The organism is Solicola agrisoli, from assembly GCF_049059935.1.
Classification (GTDB): domain Bacteria; phylum Actinomycetota; class Actinomycetes; order Propionibacteriales; family Nocardioidaceae; genus JAURVT01.
The window spans coordinates 12,765-28,883 of sequence record NZ_JBMGQR010000029.1; the positions used below are offsets into that span (position 1 = coordinate 12,765).

Here is a 16,119-nt window from a genome sequence, read left to right on the forward strand (position 1 = left end):
TCCCACGCCGGGGCCCGGCCCCGAACCCAGGCGGACATGGATCTCGACGATGTGCTGAGCGCCCTCCCCGACCACCGGTGGGAGGTGCTGCAGGCGCGCGTCGAGCGCTGGCGGCCCGACCTGGTGGAGGCCCTCACCGGTCTCTACGACGATCCCGAGGGCGTCGCCGACCGTCTCGTGGCCCTCGCCGCGGCCCGGTTCGCCGAGCGGGACGACGACCTGCACGCCCTCGACCTGCGCCGCTCGCTGGCACCGGACTGGTTCCAGCGGCCCGGCGCACTGGGCTACGCGGCGTACGCCGAGAGGTTCGCCGGGACGCTGGCCGACGTCGCGTCGCGCACGGGCTACCTGCGCGACCTCGGCGTCACCTACCTGCACCTGATGCCCCTGCTGCTGCCGAGGCCCGGCAACAGCGACGGCGGGTACGCGGTGATGGACTACGGCACCGTCCGTCCCGACCTCGGCACCATGGACGACCTCCGCGCCCTCACCACGACGCTGCGCGCCGAGGGCATCAGCCTGTGCCTGGACCTCGTGCTGAACCACGTGGCTCGCGAGCACGACTGGGCGGTGCGGGCCCGCGCCGGGGAGCAGCGCTACCGCGACTACTTCATGGTCCACCCCGACCGCACCGTCCCCGACGAGTACGAGCGCACCCTGCCCGAGGTGTTCCCCGACTTCGCGCCGGGCAGCTTCACCTTCGACGCCGAGCTCGACGGCTGGGTGTGGACGACGTTCAACTCCTTCCAGTGGGACGTCGACTGGTCCAACCCCGACGTGCTGGCCGAGTACGCCGACGTCGTGCTCGACCTGGCCAACCACGGCGTCGAGGTGCTACGGCTGGACGCGATCGCGTTCATCTGGAAGCAGCTGGGCACCAGCTGTCAGAACCTGCCGCAGGTGCACGGGCTCACCCAGGCGCTGCGCACCGTGACCCGGATCGCCTGCCCCGCGGTGGTGTTCAAGGCCGAGGCGATCGTCGGCCCGCAGGACCTGCCGTCGTACCTGGGGCGCGGGCGCCACCACGGCAAGGTCAGCGACCTCGCGTACCACAACGTGCTGATGGTCCACCTGTGGTCGATGCTCGCGACCCGCGACGCCCGGATGTCGTCGCACGCCCTGCAGCAGCTGCCCGCTCCCCCGTCCACCACCGCGTGGGTCACCTACGCCCGCTGCCACGACGACATCGGCTGGGCCGTCTCGGACGAGGACGCCGCCGCGGCGGGTCTGGACGGGTTCGCCCACCGCCGCTTCCTGTCGGACTTCTACGCCGGCGACTTCCCTGGCTCGTGGTCGCGGGGCCTGGTGTTCCAGGAGAACGCCGAGACGGGCGACCGCCGGATCTCGGGCAGCCTGGCCTCGCTGGCGGGTCTGGAGGCCGGCGACCCGCACGGACGCGACCGCGTCCTGCTCGCGCACGCGCTGGTGCTGGGCTTCGGCGGGCTGCCGGTGCTCTGGATGGGCGACGAGGCGGGCGTCGTCAACGACCACGCCTGGGCCGACGACCCCGCCCACGCCGACGACAACCGCTGGGTGCACCGCCCCCGCATGACCTGGCCCGCCCCCGACGAGCACGACGTCCGCTCCGGCCTGGCCGCTCTCGTCGCCGCCCGACGCGGGCTCCCCCACCTGCACGCCGCGGTGCCCACCGAGGTGCTCGACCCCGTCGATCCCGCCGTCCTCACCACCCTCCGCCGCCACCCGCTCGGGCCGCTGCTCGGTCTCTACAACGTCGGCGACGCGGCCGTCCGCGTCCCGGCCGCGGCCCTGGCGGCCGTGGGGCTCGACGCGTCCGCGCACGACCACGTGGGTGGGGGTCTGCTGCCTCGTGACGGGGACGACGTCTGGCTGGCTCCGTACGGGGTGGCGTGGCTGACTGCTGTCTAGGGCGGCGTCAGAGCGCGGCTGTCGCCTGAGGTGCTCGTACGACGAACGGCGCACCGACGGACGGGAAGGTGGTGGGCTCGGACTGTCTGCCGGGTGCGGGTCTCGCAGGGTGAGACGGCCGGGGCGCCGACCACGGCAAACAGTCGCGAAGCATGGTGAATTCACCGTGGTCGGCGACCGTTTGCCACGGTCGGTGTGACGGGTGGTGCCGATGGGGCTCGCCCGTCCACCCAGCGAGACAGGCACCCGGCCAAGGCGACCCGCCCGCGCCCACCCCGTCCGTCGGTGCCTTTCGGCGAGCACCTCAGCGGCGCCGCACGCGGTCTGGGGTGCTCGTGGGACGAAGAGCGCGCCGACGGACGCGGCGGCGGTGGGCTCGGGCTGTCTGCCGGGTGCGGGTCTCGCAGGGTGGGACGGCCGGGCTCCGACCACGGCAAACAGTCGTGAACCATGGTGAATTCACCGTGGTCGGCGACCGTTTGCCACAGTCGGTGTGACGGCTGGTGCCCTTGGGACGAAGCGTCCCACCCAGCGAGACGCCGCCACCCGGCCGTGGCGCCCGGCCCGCGCCTACCCCGTCCGTCGGTGCCTGTCGGCGAGCCGCCCGACGGCGCCGCACCCGAACTCAGGGGCGCCGCACCCGACCCCACGGAGGAGGAGGTTTCAGGCCTCCAGCACGATCGGCAGGATCATCGGCCGGCGACGGTGGGCGCCGGAGACCCAGCGGCCGACGGTGCGGCGCATGACCTGCTGCAGCTGGTGGGGGTCGCGGACGCCGTCGCGGATCGCGGCCTCGAGCGCGTCGGAGATGCGGGGCACGACCTCGGCGAAGACGCTGTCGTCCTCGGCGAAGCCGCGGGCCTGGACGGCGGGGCCGGTGATGATCGTGCCGGTGGTGGCGTCGATGGCCACGATCACGGACACGAAGCCCTCGTCGCGCAGGATCCGGCGGTCCTTGAGCTCGGACTCGGTGATGTCGCCCACCGAGGAGCCGTCGACGTAGACGTAGCCGCAGTCGACCTTGCCGGTGATGCGCGCGCGGCCGTCGACGAGGTCGACCACCACGCCGTCCTCGGCGATGACCACGCGGTCGGCCGGGACGCCGGTGGCGCGGGCCAGGGCGGCGTTGGCGTGCAGGTGGCGGACCTCGCCGTGCACCGGCATCACGTTGGACGGGCGGACGATGTTGTAGCAGTAGAGGAGCTCGCCGGCCGAGGCGTGGCCCGACACGTGCACCATCGCGTTGCCCTTGTGCACCACGCGGGCGCCGAGACGCGTCAGACCGTCGATGACGCGGTAGATCGCGTTCTCGTTGCCCGGGATCATCGACGACGCGAGCACCACGGTGTCGCCCTCGATGATCTGCACGCGGTCGTGGGAGTTGCCGGCCATCCGCGACAGCGCGGCCATCGGCTCGCCCTGGCTGCCCGTGGAGACCAGGACGAGGTCCTCGGGGCGGTGGTCCTCGATCTTGCGGCCGTCGACGAGGACGCCGTCGGGCACGTGCAGGTACCCGAGGTCGCGGGCGATGGCCATGTTGCGGACCATCGAGCGACCGATGTAGGCCACCTGGCGCCCGTGCTTGACGGCCATGTCGAGCACCTGCTGCACCCGGTGCACGTGCGAGGCGAAGCACGCGACGATGATTCGCTGGCTGCTCGCGGCGAACGCGCGGTCGAGCGCCGGGGTGATGTCGCGCTCGGTGGTGGTGAAGCCCGGCACGTCGGCGTTGGTCGAGTCGGTGAGGAACAGGTCGACGCCCTGCTCGCCGAGCCGGGCGAACGCCCGCAGGTCGGTGATGCGGCCGTCGAGCGGCAGCTGGTCCATCTTGAAGTCGCCGGTGTGCAGGACGACGCCCGCGGGGGTGCGGATCGCGACCGCGAGCGCGTCGGGGATCGAGTGGTTGACGGCCACGAACTCGAGCTCGAACGGCCCGAACGACTGCACCTCGTCGGCGGCGACCTCGTAGGTGGGGACGTCGCGCAGGCGGTGCTCGCGGAGCTTGGACTGCACGAACGCCAGCGTCAGCCGGCTGCCGACGAGCGGGATGTCGCCGCGCTCGCGCAGCAGGTAGGGCACCGCCCCGATGTGGTCCTCGTGCCCGTGGGTGAGGACGATCGCGACGACGTCGTCCAGGCGGCCGCGGATCGCGTCGAAGTCGGGAAGGATCAGGTCGACGCCGGGCTGGTCGTCCTCGGGGAACAGCACCCCGCAGTCGACGACGAGCAGCTTGCCCTCGTGCTCGAAGACGGTCATGTTGCGACCGATCTCGCCGATGCCGCCGAGCGGGAGGACCCGCAACCCGCCCTCGGGGAGCGGCGGCGGCGCGGACAGCTCGGGGTGGCTCTGGCTCATCGAGTCAGACCTCCAGCAGGTTCGAGGCCCCCAGCGCGGCACGCAGGGCGGCGACCTCGTCGTCGGTGGCGTCGACGAGGGGCGAGCGGACGGTGCGGTGCTCCAGGACCCCCAGCAGCTGCAGGCACGCCTTGGCGGTGATGACGCCCTGCGTGGTGGCGCTCATGATGGCGCCGACGGCGGGCAGCAGGCGGCGGTAGATGCCGACGGCGTCGTCGACACGACCCTCGTCGACGGCCGCGACCATCGCCGCGTAGTCCGCGCCCGCGACGTGCGCGACCACCGACACGACGCCGGCGGCGCCGTGGGTCAGCCACGCCAGGTTGAGGGCGTCGTCGCCGGAGTACAGCGCCAGGCCCGTCTCGGCCATCACCCACGACCCGCCCGCGATGTCGCCGACGGCGTCCTTCACGGCCACGACGCGCGGGTCGGCGGCGACCTCCGTGTAGGTCTGGGGCGCGATGCGGACGTTGGTGCGCCCGGGGATGTCGTAGAGCATCACCGGCAGGTCGCCCGCCTCGACGACGGTCTCGAAGTGGCGCAGCAGGCCCGCCTGCGGGGGCTTGTTGTAGTACGGCGAGACCAGCAGGGTGCCGTGCGCGCCCGCGGTGGCCGCCTGGCGTGCCAGCCGCACCGACGCGGCCGTGTCGTTGGTGCCGACGCCCGCGATGACGGTCGCGCGGTCGCCGACGGCCTCGAGCACGGCGGCCAGCAGGCGCCCGTCCTCGTCCGGCGTGGTGGTGGGCGACTCGCCCGTGGTGCCGCTGACGACGAGCCCGTCGTTGCCGGCATCGACCAGGTGGGCGGCGACCTTCTGCGCGGCCGGGAGGTCGAGCGACCCGTCGGGCCCGAACGGCGTCACCATGGCGGTGAGCACCCGTCCGAACGGCGCCGCGGGCGTGGCGAGCGGAGAGGTCATGGGCCGCAGCCTAGCGTTCTGGGTCCGGACGGCAGTCGTCCCGGTGCTGTCCGCTCGGGGGCCCGGACAGCACCGGGACACGCGCTACATCGCCGGGGACGTGCGAAGCGTTACAGGTCATTCACATTTTCTTCCGCGTGCCGCGAGGATGGCCCCGTGACGGACCACGAGCTCGACGTCGACACCGCCAGCCGCCCCGCCGGGCCGGGCATCCGCGAGGGCGAGGTGACCGACCGCTGGAACACCCCCAACGGCACGCCGAACGGCGGCTACCTGCTCGCGATCGCCCTGCGGGGCCTGGCCGAGGACGTGGACGCGCCCGACCCGCTCGTCGCGGCGATGTCGTACCTGCGCCCCGCCGTGCCGGGGCCGGTGAGCCTGGAGCAGTCGGTGCTGCGGGCCGGCAAGCGGGTCACCACCGCGGAGTCGACGGTGAGCCAGGACGGCAGGGCGGTCGCCCACCTGGTGGCGAGCTTCGGCGACAGGTCGACGTCGTCCGGGCCGTCGGTCGAGCTGGGCGCGCCGCCCGACCTGCCGCCGCCGGACGAGTGCCTCGACCCCGGCCTGACCGCGATGTCGGGCCCGAACGGCCCCATGACGATCGCCGACCGCGGCGTCTACCGGCTCGCGTCGGTGCCCGGCTGGGCGCAGGGCCGACCGTCCGGCGACCCCACCGCCCAGTTCTGGGTGCGCTTCGCCGACGGGCGCCCGGTCGACCGTCTCGCGCTGGCGTTCCTCGTCGACGCCTGGCCGCCCGCCGTCGCCGAGCTCGGCCACCTCGCCGCGGTCACCGTCCAGCTGACCGTGCACCTGCACCGCGTGCCCGTCGGCCCCTGGGTCGCCTGCCGCGTCACCACCCGCCACCTCGTCGACGGCTACCACGAGGAGGACGTCGAGATCTGGGACGAGGACGGCAACCTCTGCGCTCTCTCCCGCCAGCTGGCTCTCGTCCTCTGAGGCGTCCCGACACCTCAGCTCGAGCTAGGCGCGCACGTACGTGACGACGTCGTAGCCCGTCTCGGCCTCGCGGGAGGTCTCGCGCCAGGCGGACCAGTCGACGTCGGGGAAGACGGTGTCGCCGTCGTGGGCGTCGTGCACGTGGCTGACGACCATGGTGTCGACGAGCCCCTGGGACAGGGCGTCGGCGTAGATGCGCGCTCCCCCGACGACGAACACCTCGGGATCGAGGCCCAGCCCGTGCGCGACCGCGTCGGCCACGGACGGCAGGACCGGCACGCCCTCGCCGAACATGCGGCGCTGGCGCGACACGACGATCGAGGTGCGCCCGGGCAGCTGGCCCATCGAGTCGAACGTCCGCGAGCCCATCACCATCACGTGGCCGGTGGTGAGGGCCTTGAAGCGCGGGAGGTCGCCCTCCAGCCGCGGCCAGGGCAGGCCGCCGTCGCGACCGATCACCCCGTTCGCGGCCACCGCGACGACGAGCGTGACGCTCATACGGCGATCGGCGCCTTGATGCCGGGGTGCGGGTCGTAGCCGGTGACCTTGACCGAGTCGACACCGAAGCCGTCGATCGTCGTGACCTGCGGGTCGAGCCACAGCTCGGGCAGCGGACGCGGCTCGCGGGTCAGCTGCTCGCGGGCCTGGTCGAGGTGGTTCAGGTACAGGTGGGCGTCACCGAGCGTGTGGACGAGGTCGCCCACGCCGAGGCCGGCGACCTGCGCCACCATGTGCGTCAGCAAGGCGTACGAGGCGATGTTGAACGGCACGCCGAGGAACACGTCGGCCGAGCGCTGGTACATCTGGCACGACAGCAGGCCCGGCCCGTCGTCCTGCGGCTGCACGTAGAACTGGAAGAACGCGTGGCACGGGGCGAGCGCCATGGCGCCGAGGTCGGCGACGTTCCAGGCGCTGACGAGGTGGCGGCGCGAGTCGGGGTCGGTCCTCAGGTTCTCCACGACGCCCGCGAGCTGGTCGATCGTGTCGCCGTCGGGCGTGGGCCACGAGCGCCACTGGTGGCCGTAGACCGGGCCGAGGTCGCCGTTCTCGTCGGCCCACTCGTCCCAGATGGTGACGCCGTTCTCGCGCAGCCAGGCGGTGTTGGTGTCGCCGGCGACGAACCACAGCAACTCGTTGACGACCGAGCGCACGTGCACCTTCTTGGTGGTGACGAGCGGGAAGCCGGCGCGCAGGTCGAAGCGCATCTGGTGGCCGAAGACGCTGAGCGTGCCGGTGCCGGTGCGGTCGCCCTTCTCCACGCCGTCGTCGAGGATCTTCTGCACGAGGTCGAGGTACTGCTGCACCCGCCGATCGTACTCCGGGCGACCGTCGGGACTGGTTGACTACGCCGCGTGACCCACCCCTCCGCGCCCCGACCGGCCTCGGCGTCCTCCCTGCGCGTGCTGACGTTCGCGCTCGCCGCCGCCCCCGTGATCGTGACCGTCGCCGTCCTGTTCGTCCTGGGCGTCCCGTCGGGCTCCCCCGACCTGCTGTCGGTGGCGTGCCTGGGGCTCGTGGCGGTCGGCGCGGTGATGGCCGAGACCGTCGGGTTCGTGGTCCCGGCCATCCCTGCAGGCGGCACCTACGACCCCCAGCACGTCGCGAACGAGTCGGTCGCCACGTTCCAGACCGCCGCGATCCGCCGGTTCGTCGCGATCGAGGCGCCGTTCATCGTGTCGCTCGCGCTTGGCTTCTCGTTCACCGAGTCCGCGTGGCCGGTGCTGGTCACCGTGGTCCCGACGGTCCTGCTGATCCTGCTCGAGATCGCCCCCAGCCGTCGCAACGCCGACCGCACCGCGGCGCGGCTCGAGCGCGAGGGCGCCCCCTCCTACCTGCACCAGGGCCTCGGCCTGGCCTAGTTTCGAGGCATGCCCGACGTCACGTACCCCGAGGTCGGCGCCACCGCGGGCGACCTGCCCACCGGCTACCACCACGTCCGCGCCGAGCGCGTGGTCGGCCACGGACGCGAGCACTTCGAGCGCGCCGCCGACGACCTGCTCTCCGGCGAGGTCCAGCGGCGGGCCGGGACGACCGTCCGGCTCTCGCAGGTGCCGCTGCGCGAGGGCACCCATGTCCAGATGCGGCTGCGCCTCGGGCCGCTGGGGTTCGACGCGCCCTGCCTGGTGGTGTGGGCCGAGAGGACGCCCGACCGCTGCGGCTTCGCCTACGGGACGCTGCCCGGCCACCCCGAGCGCGGCGAGGAGCGGTTCGAGCTGCGCCTGGCCCCGTCGGGCGAGGTGACCTTCGTGATCACCGTGTTCTCGACGCCCGCCCGCTGGTTCACCCGGCTCGGCGGGCCGGTGGGCCGTCTCGTCCAGGGCCGGATGACGCGCCGCTACCTGGGCGCGCTGGCGTCCCCCACCGCCTGACAAGATGGCGCGATGAGCCCCACAGCCGACGTCAGCGTCCGCGTCGCGTGGTCCGCGGACGCCGAGGCCGTGGCCTGGGTGCAGGTGCGCGCCTGGCGTGAGGCGTACGCCGACGTCATGCCCGCCGACGTGCTCGAGGCGCTCGTCGAGGACGACGTCGCCGACGCCTGGCGCGGGTCGATGGCCCGACCCGGCGACGCGCGCAACCGGGTCCTGGTGGCCCTCGAGCGGGCCAACGTCCGCGGGTTCGCCGTGACGGCCCCCTCCGGCGACCCCGACGCCGACCCGGTCGCCGACGGGGAGGTGTCCGAGCTCGTCGTCCACCCCGACCACCGCGGCGCCGGCCACGGGTCGCGGCTGCTGCAGGCCGCGTCCGAGACGCTCGCCGCCGACGGCTTCCGGCGTGCGTCGATGTGGGTGCCCGCCGCCGCCGACGACCTCCGCGCCTTCGTCACCGGCACCGGCTGGGCCGCCGACGGCGCCCACCGCGAGCTGGCGCTGGACGCCGAGGGCGAGGTCACGCTCAAGCAGGTGCGGCTCCACACGTCGCTGGTGGACGAGCCGTCATGACCGGGTTCACCGGCGTCCCGGTGGACGCCCTCGACTTCTACGACGACCTCGAGCAGGACAACTCCAAGGTCTTCTGGACCGCCCACAAGGAGCGCTACGAGACGTCGGTGCGTGCGCCGGTCGAGGCCCTCGCCGCCGCGCTCGAGCACGAGTTCGGCGCCGCCAAGCTGTTCCGGCCCTACCGCGACGTCCGCTTCGCCAAGGACAAGACGCCGTACAAGACCCACCAGGGCGCGTTCGTGCAGACCGCCCCGGCCTGCGGGCTGTACCTCGAGGTCAACGCGGCCGGCCTGCGCACCGGCGCCGGCTGGTACCACGCCGAGCCCGCCGCCAAGCGCCGCTTCCGCGAGGCGGTGGACGACGACGCGTCCGGCCGCGCCCTCGTCGCGCTGCTCGACGAGGCCGCCACGCACGGCTTCGAGGTGGGCGGCGACCGGGTCAAGACGAGCCCGCGAGGCTGGGACGCCGACCATCCCCGCATCGGCCTGCTGCGCCACAACACGCTCACCCTCGGCAAGGTCTACGAGAACCCCGCCTGGCTGGCCACGCCCGAGACGCTCGAGCGCGTCGCCGCCGACTGGCGCGCGGCGCGTCCGCTGCTCGACTGGCAGTCGCGGCACGTCGTCGGCGCCCTCGATGACGCCGACGTCTGACCGCTCGGTCGTCGCCGACTCCCTCGGCGTGGGGGTCGCCACCGGGGTCTACGGCGTCTCGTTCGGCGCGATCGCGACGGCGTCCGGCCTGGACGTCTGGCAGGCGTGCGCGCTGTCGTTGCTGGTGTTCACCGGCGCGTCGCAGTTCGCGTTCGTCGGCGTGGTGGCCGCGGGAGGCTCGGCGCTCACCGGCGCGCTGACCGCCACCCTGCTCGGCAGCCGCAACACGTTCTACGGGCTCAGCATCGCCCAGCGTCTCGACGTCCGCGGCTGGCGGCGGCTCGCCGCGGCGCACCTGGTGATCGACGAGTCGACGGCCATGTCGGTCACCCGCGACACCCGCCGGCACGCGCGCCTGGGCTTCTACTGGACCGGCGCGTCGGTGTTCGTGCTCTGGAACGCGATGACGCTCGTCGGCGCCCTCGCGGGCGAGGCCATCGGCGACCCCCGCACCTACGGCCTGGACGCGGCCGTGGTGGCGGCGTTCGTCGGACTGCTGTGGCCGCGCCTGGTCACGACGAACGCCCGGCTGGTGGCCGCGGTGGGCGCACTGGCGGCGACGGCCCTGGTGCCGCTGGTCCCCTCAGGCGTCCCGATCATCCTCGGCGGCGCGGTCGCCGTCACCGTCGGCGTGGCGCTGCCGAGGAGGGCGACGGCGTGACGTCCTCCTCCCCGGTGCTCTGGATCGGCATCGCCGTCGCGGCAGTGCTCTGCTACGGGCTCAAGTACGCCGGGCTCGCCGGGCCGCAGCGCGTGCTCGACCATCCATGGACGGTGCGCGTCGCCGACCTGATCCCGGTGGGTCTGCTCGGCGCACTGGTGGCGGTGCAGCTGCTGCAGGCCCCGGACGGCGGCGCGCTGGTGCTGGACGCGCGGGTGCTGGGCGTCGCCGTGGCCGTCGTCCTGCTGCTCCTGAGGGCGCCGTTCCTGGTCGTGGTGGGCGGCGCGGCCCTCGTCGCGGCGCTCGTCCGGCTGCTCTGAGTCAGCCGAGGCCCAGCACGCCGTCGAGCCCGACGGTGACGCCGCGGAGGTCGACGACGCCGCGGAGGCCGGCGACGACGCCCGGCATGAACGACTCGCGGTGGATCGAGTCGTGACGCAGCGTGAGCGTCTCGCCCTGGTCGCCCAGCAGCACCTCCTGCGACGCGACGATGCCGCGCGACCGGACCGCGTGGACGCGGACGCCCTCGACGTCGGCGCCGCGGGCGCCCTTCTCGTCGTGGGTGGTCGCGTCGGGGATCGGCGCGCTGCCGGCCTCACGACGGGCGGCCGCGATCAGCTCGGCCGTGCGCTGGGCGGTGCCCGACGGCGCGTCGACCTTGTCGGGGTGGTGCAGCTCGATCACCTCGACGGACTCGAAGAACGGCGCCGCAACCTGGGCGAAGCGCATCATCAGCACCGCGCCGATGGAGAAGTTGGGGACCACGAGCACGCCCACCTGGGGATCGTCGCCGAGCAGCTCGCGCACCTCGGCCACCCGCTCGTCGGTGAACCCCGACGTGCCCACGACCGCGTGCACGCCGTGCTCGACGCACCAGCGCAGGTGCTCCATCACGGCGTCGGGGCGCGTGAAGTCGAGCGCCACCTGGGCGCCCGCGGCGGCGACGTCGTCGAGGTCGTCGCCGAGGTCGATCCGGGCGACGAGCTCGAGCCCGTCGGCGGCCTCGACCGCCGCGCACGACTCCGAGCCCATGCGTCCCTTGGCCCCGAGGACCGCCACCCTCACCACGTCAGCGCTCATGGCGCCCATCGTTCCATGCGGGCTCAGTCGTCCTCGTCCTCGTCCCAGTCGAGGTCGTCGTCGGCGGGCGCGGCGACCCTGGGGCCCGAGCCGAGCAGGCTGCGGGTGAGGGCCTCGCGGTCCGAGAGCAGCTCGTCGAGCGCCGTGACGAGGTCGGCGTCGACGACGTCGCGGTCGTCCAGCGCGGCGGTGAGCACCGTGCGGCGCACGAGCTCCTTGGCGAACGACGCGGTGACGCCGTCGGCCCTCGCGGCCGCGGCGTCCAGCGCGCCACCGGACAGCGGGAGGTCGCGGGCGTAGAGCGCGAACAGCCGCTCGCGGGCCCGCTGGTCGGGCAGCGGGACCTCGACGGCGAGGTCGACGCGCCCGGGCCGCTGCACCAGGGCGCTCTCGAGCAGGTCGGCGCGGTTGGTCGTCAGCAGGAAGGTGACGTCCGCGTCGCCGTCCAGTCCGTCGAGGGCGTCCAGCATCTCGAACAGCATCGAGTCCTGGCCGTCGGAGAGGTCGCGGTCCTCGGCGATCAGGTCGCAGTCCTCGAGCACGACGATGCCGGGCTGCATGGCGCGGGCGATCTTGGTGGCCTCGCGGACGAGCCCGAGCGAGCTGCCCGACAGCAGGACGGCGGTGGTGCCGGGCGTGCGTGCGAGCAGGTGGCGGACGGTCAGGGTCTTGCCGGTGCCGGGCGGGCCGTAGAGCAGGATGCCGCGCTTGAGGTGCTGCCCGGCCGCCAGCATCCGCTCGCGGCGCTCGCCCAGCTCGACCACGTGGCGCACCAGGCGGTCGAGGGTGCCGTCGGGCAGCACGACGTCGTCGGCCTCGACGTCGGGGCGGTGGTGGAACGTGATGCCGCCGAGCGTCGACTCGAACTCGTCGCCGCTGAACGACATCACCTGGCCGCGCAGCACGCTGTGCTCGACCATCATCCGGCGCACCTGCTGCAGCAGCGCTCCGGCGAGGTAGGCGTCGGGCGTCAGCACCTCGATGCCAGCAGCGTCGTGGCCGTACTCCTCGTCGGCCTCGCGCTGGAGCACCGCGACGGGTCGCCCCTCGAACCTGAACAGGTGCAGCCCCCACGAGACGACCTGGCGCTCCTCCCCCGGCCCGATCGGCATGTTGGTGTACGAGACGGGTCCGACGTCGAGGGCCCCGGCCTCGCCCTGCAGGATCCCGGCCAGCCCGGCGTGACGGCGGCCGGAGCTGCCCGTGGCGCCGACGACCTGCGCGGGCCCCCCGCGTGCCGCCAGCAGCCCGAGGGCGATGTCGACGTCGGGCAGGCGGGGCGCCGCGACCTCCTCGGACACCACCGGGAGTCCGCGCGGGTCGACCCCGAGGTGCTGCTCGACGAGCTGCGCGAACCCGCCGCCCTCGGCGTGCTCGTCCTCGAACCCGTCGACCACGTGGTCGAGGAAGCGCTTGAAGCTGGCCACGAACTCGCGGTCCTGGGGGTCCATGGTCGTCAGCGTGCCACGCGCGGCTCGAACGCCTCGACCGCCTCGCGGTCGCTCGGCGGCCGGCGCAGGTAGGTCTCGGCCCACTCCTCCCGTCCGGGGAAGGTGGACCGTGCGACGACCTCGTCGGCCACCGCGTCCGGGTCGACGTCGGCGTGCCTCAGCTGCACGCCGTCCGCCGTGACCAGCGCCCAGGACGCGAGCGGGCTCCCGTAGGGCATGCCCACGCTGCCGGGGTTGAGCACGGTGCGCCGGTCGACCCGGCGCACGAACGGCATGTGGGTGTGGCCGCACGTCACCGTCCAAACCTCGTCGGGCACGCCGGCGAGCGCGTCGGCCCACGTGCCGACCGGGCTCTGCACGAGCAGCACCTCGTCGTCGTCGCGGGGTGAGCCGTGGCAGCACAACACCGGCCCGACACCCTCGACCTCGAGCGTGATCGGGTGCGGCAGGGCCGCCAGCAGGTCGACGTGGTGCGCCCCGAGCTGCGCCGCGGCCCAGTGGTCGACGTCGGGGAGGTCGCCCGGCACCATCTCGCCGCGGGCCAGCGCCACGAGCTCGCGGTCGGCGTTGCCGCGCACCAGCAGGCACCGCTCACCGAGCGCCACGAGCCGCTCGAGCACCTCGGTCGGCTGCGGCCCGGACGCGTGGTCGCCCGTCACGACGACGAGGTCGGCGGCGCGCACGTCCGGCTCGTCCAGCACCGCCCGTAGCGCCGGGTCGACGCCGTGGACGTCGGACAGCACGGCCAGGCTGCGGATCATGCCCGGAGGCTACTTCTCGGCCCAGACCCCGAGCTCGTTGCCGCTGGGGTCGGTGAAGTGGAACCGGCGCCCACCGGGGAACTCGTACGGCCCGTTGGTCACCTGCCCGCCCGCGGCCGTCACCTGCTCGACCGTCCGGTCGAGGTCGTCGGAGTAGAGCAGAACCAGCGGCCCACCGGGGCGGACCTCGCCGTGGGCGTACAGGCCGCCGACCTCGGCGGCGTCGGCGTCAGCGCCCTGGATTCCCGCGTACTCCGGCCCGTAGTCGTTGAACGCCCAGCCGAACGCGTCGGCGTAGAACCGCTTGCTGCGGTCCAGGTCGGTGACGGTCAGCTCGACGTAGTCGAGGGCGTGGTGGCGGTGTGCTGGTGGCATGCGTCAGGCCTATCGAGGCGGGGCATGACGCGTCAAGACCGTCCCTACGTCCGGATCCGGGTGGTGAGTCCGTGGGCGACCTCGAAGACCTGGCCGGTCGGTGAGGTCCAGCGGGTGGTGCCCGGTGCAGTCTTGACCGCTCTCCACCGGCCGTGGGTCTTGACGCGGTGGTGGTAGCGGCAGAGCAGGTGGGTGTTCGAGCTGGACGTCTGCCCACCGGAGCCGTGCGGGCGGGCGTGGTCGACGTCGGCCCGGCGGGCCACGCGGCGGTCGCAGTACGGGAACGCGCAGGTGTCGTGCTGAGCCAGACGCAGCCGCTCGCGGAGGCGGGGTGGTGCGGCGTAGCCGGTGGCGGTGATGTCCTGGGCGAGGTCGATGACGGGCTTGACGGTGACGTTGCCGTGGCCGACGAGGTGCTCGGCCTCGGTCTGGTCGATCGCGCCGACGTTGTCGGCCGACCAGGTGCCCGTGGCCCGATCAAGGTGGACGTACAGGACGGTCTGGGCCAGGCCGGGGTTCACGACGAGCCGTCCGAGTGCGTCGGCCCGGCGCACGGCCCGGGGGCGGGTGTCGTCCTCGGTGTCGGCCATCTCGGTCGCGATGTCCTCCACGGCCTGCTCCAACCGCTCGGCGACCTCCGAGGAGAGTCGTCCGGTCAGGTCGGCGGTGCCGTCGAGGCCGTGCTGGACCCGGAGGAACCGCTGCGACAACGCGTGCGCGGTACGGGTCTCGGCACCCTCGTCGACCTGGTCGACGTAGTCGTACTGGTCGATGACGTGCTGCAGCTTCGACCTGGTGATCCGGGCGATGGGCGGACGGACACCGTCGCGGGCCGGGTTGGCCAGGTGGCAGTCGACCAGGCGGGCAGTGGTCTCGGACAACCCGCGGGTGCCGGCGGCGACCATCCGCACCTTCCAGCACTCAGCCACCCCGGACTCCAAGCACTCGAGCAGGTGCGGGAGCCGATACACCAGCGACAGCGCGTCGGCGAGCAGCGACTGCGCCGCCGACGCCGACAACCCCAGCGTCGGGCCGAGCTCGGCGGCCAGAAACTCCGGCACCGCCGGCGACCCGGCACCGCCGAGCTGGACCATCTGCTCCTGACCCGGCAGCACGGACACAGGCCCGCGCTGCGACCTCGTCCGACCGACGGCCCATGCCGCGACACCACGGAAGCGAGCGGCCTCGAGCCGTGAGATCTCGGCACTCACGTCGATGACGTCGGCGAGCTCCTCACGAGCGTCGAACCAGACTTCTGCGGCCATGGACCCAACCTAGGACCAGGGTCTGACAGTCCGTTTCGAGTCGATCACGCGCGGTCGAGCGTCGCGCAGAACCCGTCCAGGTTGTCGGCCATCATCACGTGACCGGCGTCCGGGACGATCGCGGTCGCACATCCGGCGTCCACCAGGTCGGGCTGCGGCTCCCAGTCCCTGTCACCCGACACCAGCAGCCGCGGCAGGTCGAGCGAGGCGAGCTGCTCGCGGAACGTCGGCGTTCGGTCGGCGAGGAGCGATGCCGCCGTCCGGTGCAGCCCGCGCGGTGACCACCGGGCGACCGTCCGGGCGAACTCGGCCGCGTTCTCGTCGCCGGCCCCGGCGTCCCTCGTCAGCTGCTCGACCACCTCGCGGTGGCCGTGCGCGGCGAACCCCTCCTCGCTCCACGACGAGACCCACGAGGAGAACGTGCCGACGCCGGGGTCGAGGTTCGGCTCGCACACCGTGAGCCGCGAGACCAGACCGGGATGGCGGTGCGCCAGGGCGATGGCGACCGATCCGCCGAGGCTGTGGCCCACGAGCGAGACGGGCACCTCCACCGAGGCTGCGACGACCGACGCGACCGCGTCCGCGTGGGCCTGGATGGTCATGTCGGCGGCGTCGTGGTCGCTCCAACCGCTGCACAGCAGGTCGACGACAAGCGAGCGCCCGGCCTGCCTCCGACGGTGGACCACCGGCGCGAAGGCCACGGTCGACGCCGATCCGAGCCCACCGAGGTAGACGACGACGTCGCTGCCGGGTCCCGGTAGGTCGAGGTACGCAAGAGAGCCCGATCGCCCCTCAGGTCGGTGGAACAGCACGTCG

General features: G+C 73.4%; 18 protein-coding genes. 8 read left to right on the forward strand and 10 right to left on the reverse strand.

Translation table 11 applies throughout. From position 1 onward, the window contains the following. Window positions 1-36 precede the first annotated feature (36 nt). A complete protein-coding gene (locus tag ACI6PP_RS11960) occupies window positions 37-1,887 on the forward strand; it encodes an alpha-amylase family protein (protein ID WP_421111813.1) in 1,851 nt (616 codons plus the stop codon). A 663-nt stretch (window positions 1,888-2,550) separates the two neighbouring features. Here ACI6PP_RS11960 and ACI6PP_RS11965 read toward each other — a convergent pair. Together ACI6PP_RS11965 and dapA are read right to left on the reverse strand one after the other, a co-directional pair. Beyond that, window positions 2,551-4,242, reverse strand: coding sequence for a ribonuclease J (locus ACI6PP_RS11965; RefSeq protein WP_421111814.1), 1,692 nt, complete (start codon window positions 4,240-4,242; stop codon window positions 2,551-2,553). 4 nt (window positions 4,243-4,246) lie between these two features. Beyond that, window positions 4,247-5,161 carry a 4-hydroxy-tetrahydrodipicolinate synthase gene (gene dapA / locus ACI6PP_RS11970; protein WP_421111815.1) on the reverse strand — a complete coding sequence of 305 codons (915 nt, stop codon included), beginning with the start codon at window positions 5,159-5,161 and terminating at the stop codon, window positions 4,247-4,249. A gap of 156 nt (window positions 5,162-5,317) precedes the next feature. Between dapA and ACI6PP_RS11975 the strand changes: the two genes are divergently transcribed. After that, complete coding sequence (locus ACI6PP_RS11975; RefSeq protein ID WP_421111816.1) at window positions 5,318-6,118, forward strand: thioesterase family protein; 801 nt, start codon at window positions 5,318-5,320, stop codon at window positions 6,116-6,118. Between the two features lie 24 nt (window positions 6,119-6,142). Here the strand turns inward: ACI6PP_RS11975 and ACI6PP_RS11980 are convergent, their stop codons facing one another. Together ACI6PP_RS11980 and ACI6PP_RS11985 are read right to left on the reverse strand one after the other, a co-directional pair. Next, window positions 6,143-6,616, reverse strand: coding sequence for a dihydrofolate reductase (locus tag ACI6PP_RS11980; RefSeq protein ID WP_421111817.1), 474 nt, complete (start codon window positions 6,614-6,616; stop codon window positions 6,143-6,145). After that, window positions 6,613-7,422 (reverse strand): thymidylate synthase, encoded by an 810-nt coding sequence (locus ACI6PP_RS11985; RefSeq protein WP_421111818.1) that lies wholly within the window; start codon window positions 7,420-7,422, stop codon window positions 6,613-6,615. The genes ACI6PP_RS11980 and ACI6PP_RS11985 overlap by 4 nt, the downstream gene beginning before the upstream one ends. Window positions 7,423-7,470: 48 nt before the next feature. On the opposite strand from ACI6PP_RS11985, the gene ACI6PP_RS11990 reads away from it, so the two are divergent. The 6 genes from ACI6PP_RS11990 to ACI6PP_RS12015 are packed head-to-tail and all read left to right on the forward strand — an operon-like array spanning window position 7,471 to window position 10,691. After that, complete coding sequence (locus ACI6PP_RS11990; protein WP_421111819.1) at window positions 7,471-7,977, forward strand: hypothetical protein; 507 nt, start codon at window positions 7,471-7,473, stop codon at window positions 7,975-7,977. 9 nt (window positions 7,978-7,986) lie between these two features. Continuing rightward, window positions 7,987-8,487: a DUF1990 family protein gene (locus tag ACI6PP_RS11995; protein ID WP_421111820.1), complete on the forward strand. Its 501-nt coding sequence runs from the start codon at window positions 7,987-7,989 to the stop codon at window positions 8,485-8,487. Window positions 8,488-8,499: 12 nt separating this feature from the next. Beyond that, on the forward strand, window positions 8,500-9,057 hold the full coding sequence (locus ACI6PP_RS12000) for a GNAT family N-acetyltransferase (protein ID WP_421111821.1): 558 nt from the start codon (window positions 8,500-8,502) through the stop codon (window positions 9,055-9,057). Continuing rightward, window positions 9,054-9,710: a DUF2461 domain-containing protein gene (locus tag ACI6PP_RS12005; protein WP_421111822.1), complete on the forward strand. Its 657-nt coding sequence runs from the start codon at window positions 9,054-9,056 to the stop codon at window positions 9,708-9,710. Before ACI6PP_RS12000 ends, ACI6PP_RS12005 begins: the two co-directional genes overlap by 4 nt. Then, on the forward strand, window positions 9,694-10,371 hold the full coding sequence (locus ACI6PP_RS12010) for an AzlC family ABC transporter permease (RefSeq protein WP_421111823.1): 678 nt from the start codon (window positions 9,694-9,696) through the stop codon (window positions 10,369-10,371). The genes ACI6PP_RS12005 and ACI6PP_RS12010 overlap by 17 nt, the downstream gene beginning before the upstream one ends. Then, window positions 10,368-10,691: an AzlD domain-containing protein gene (locus tag ACI6PP_RS12015; protein WP_421111824.1), complete on the forward strand. Its 324-nt coding sequence runs from the start codon at window positions 10,368-10,370 to the stop codon at window positions 10,689-10,691. Before ACI6PP_RS12010 ends, ACI6PP_RS12015 begins: the two co-directional genes overlap by 4 nt. Window position 10,692: 1 nt before the next feature. Here the strand turns inward: ACI6PP_RS12015 and dapB are convergent, their stop codons facing one another. From dapB to ACI6PP_RS12045, 6 genes are read right to left on the reverse strand one after another with little or no spacing between them, the layout of a single operon-like run. Next, on the reverse strand, window positions 10,693-11,439 hold the full coding sequence (gene dapB / locus ACI6PP_RS12020; RefSeq protein WP_421111845.1) for a 4-hydroxy-tetrahydrodipicolinate reductase: 747 nt from the start codon (window positions 11,437-11,439) through the stop codon (window positions 10,693-10,695). Between the two features lie 35 nt (window positions 11,440-11,474). Continuing rightward, window positions 11,475-12,902, reverse strand: a complete 1,428-nt coding sequence (locus tag ACI6PP_RS12025; RefSeq protein WP_421111825.1) for an AAA family ATPase — start codon at window positions 12,900-12,902, stop codon at window positions 11,475-11,477. 5 nt (window positions 12,903-12,907) lie between these two features. Then, entirely contained in the window at window positions 12,908-13,663 is a 756-nt protein-coding gene (locus tag ACI6PP_RS12030; protein WP_421111826.1) for a metallophosphoesterase family protein, read from the reverse strand. A gap of 9 nt (window positions 13,664-13,672) precedes the next feature. Beyond that, complete coding sequence (locus ACI6PP_RS12035; RefSeq protein WP_421111827.1) at window positions 13,673-14,038, reverse strand: VOC family protein; 366 nt, start codon at window positions 14,036-14,038, stop codon at window positions 13,673-13,675. A gap of 44 nt (window positions 14,039-14,082) precedes the next feature. Then, entirely contained in the window at window positions 14,083-15,303 is a 1,221-nt protein-coding gene (locus ACI6PP_RS12040; protein WP_421111828.1) for an HNH endonuclease, read from the reverse strand. A 44-nt stretch (window positions 15,304-15,347) separates the two neighbouring features. Then, window positions 15,348-16,115 (reverse strand): alpha/beta fold hydrolase, encoded by a 768-nt coding sequence (locus ACI6PP_RS12045; RefSeq protein WP_421111829.1) that lies wholly within the window; start codon window positions 16,113-16,115, stop codon window positions 15,348-15,350. Window positions 16,116-16,119 lie beyond the last annotated feature (4 nt).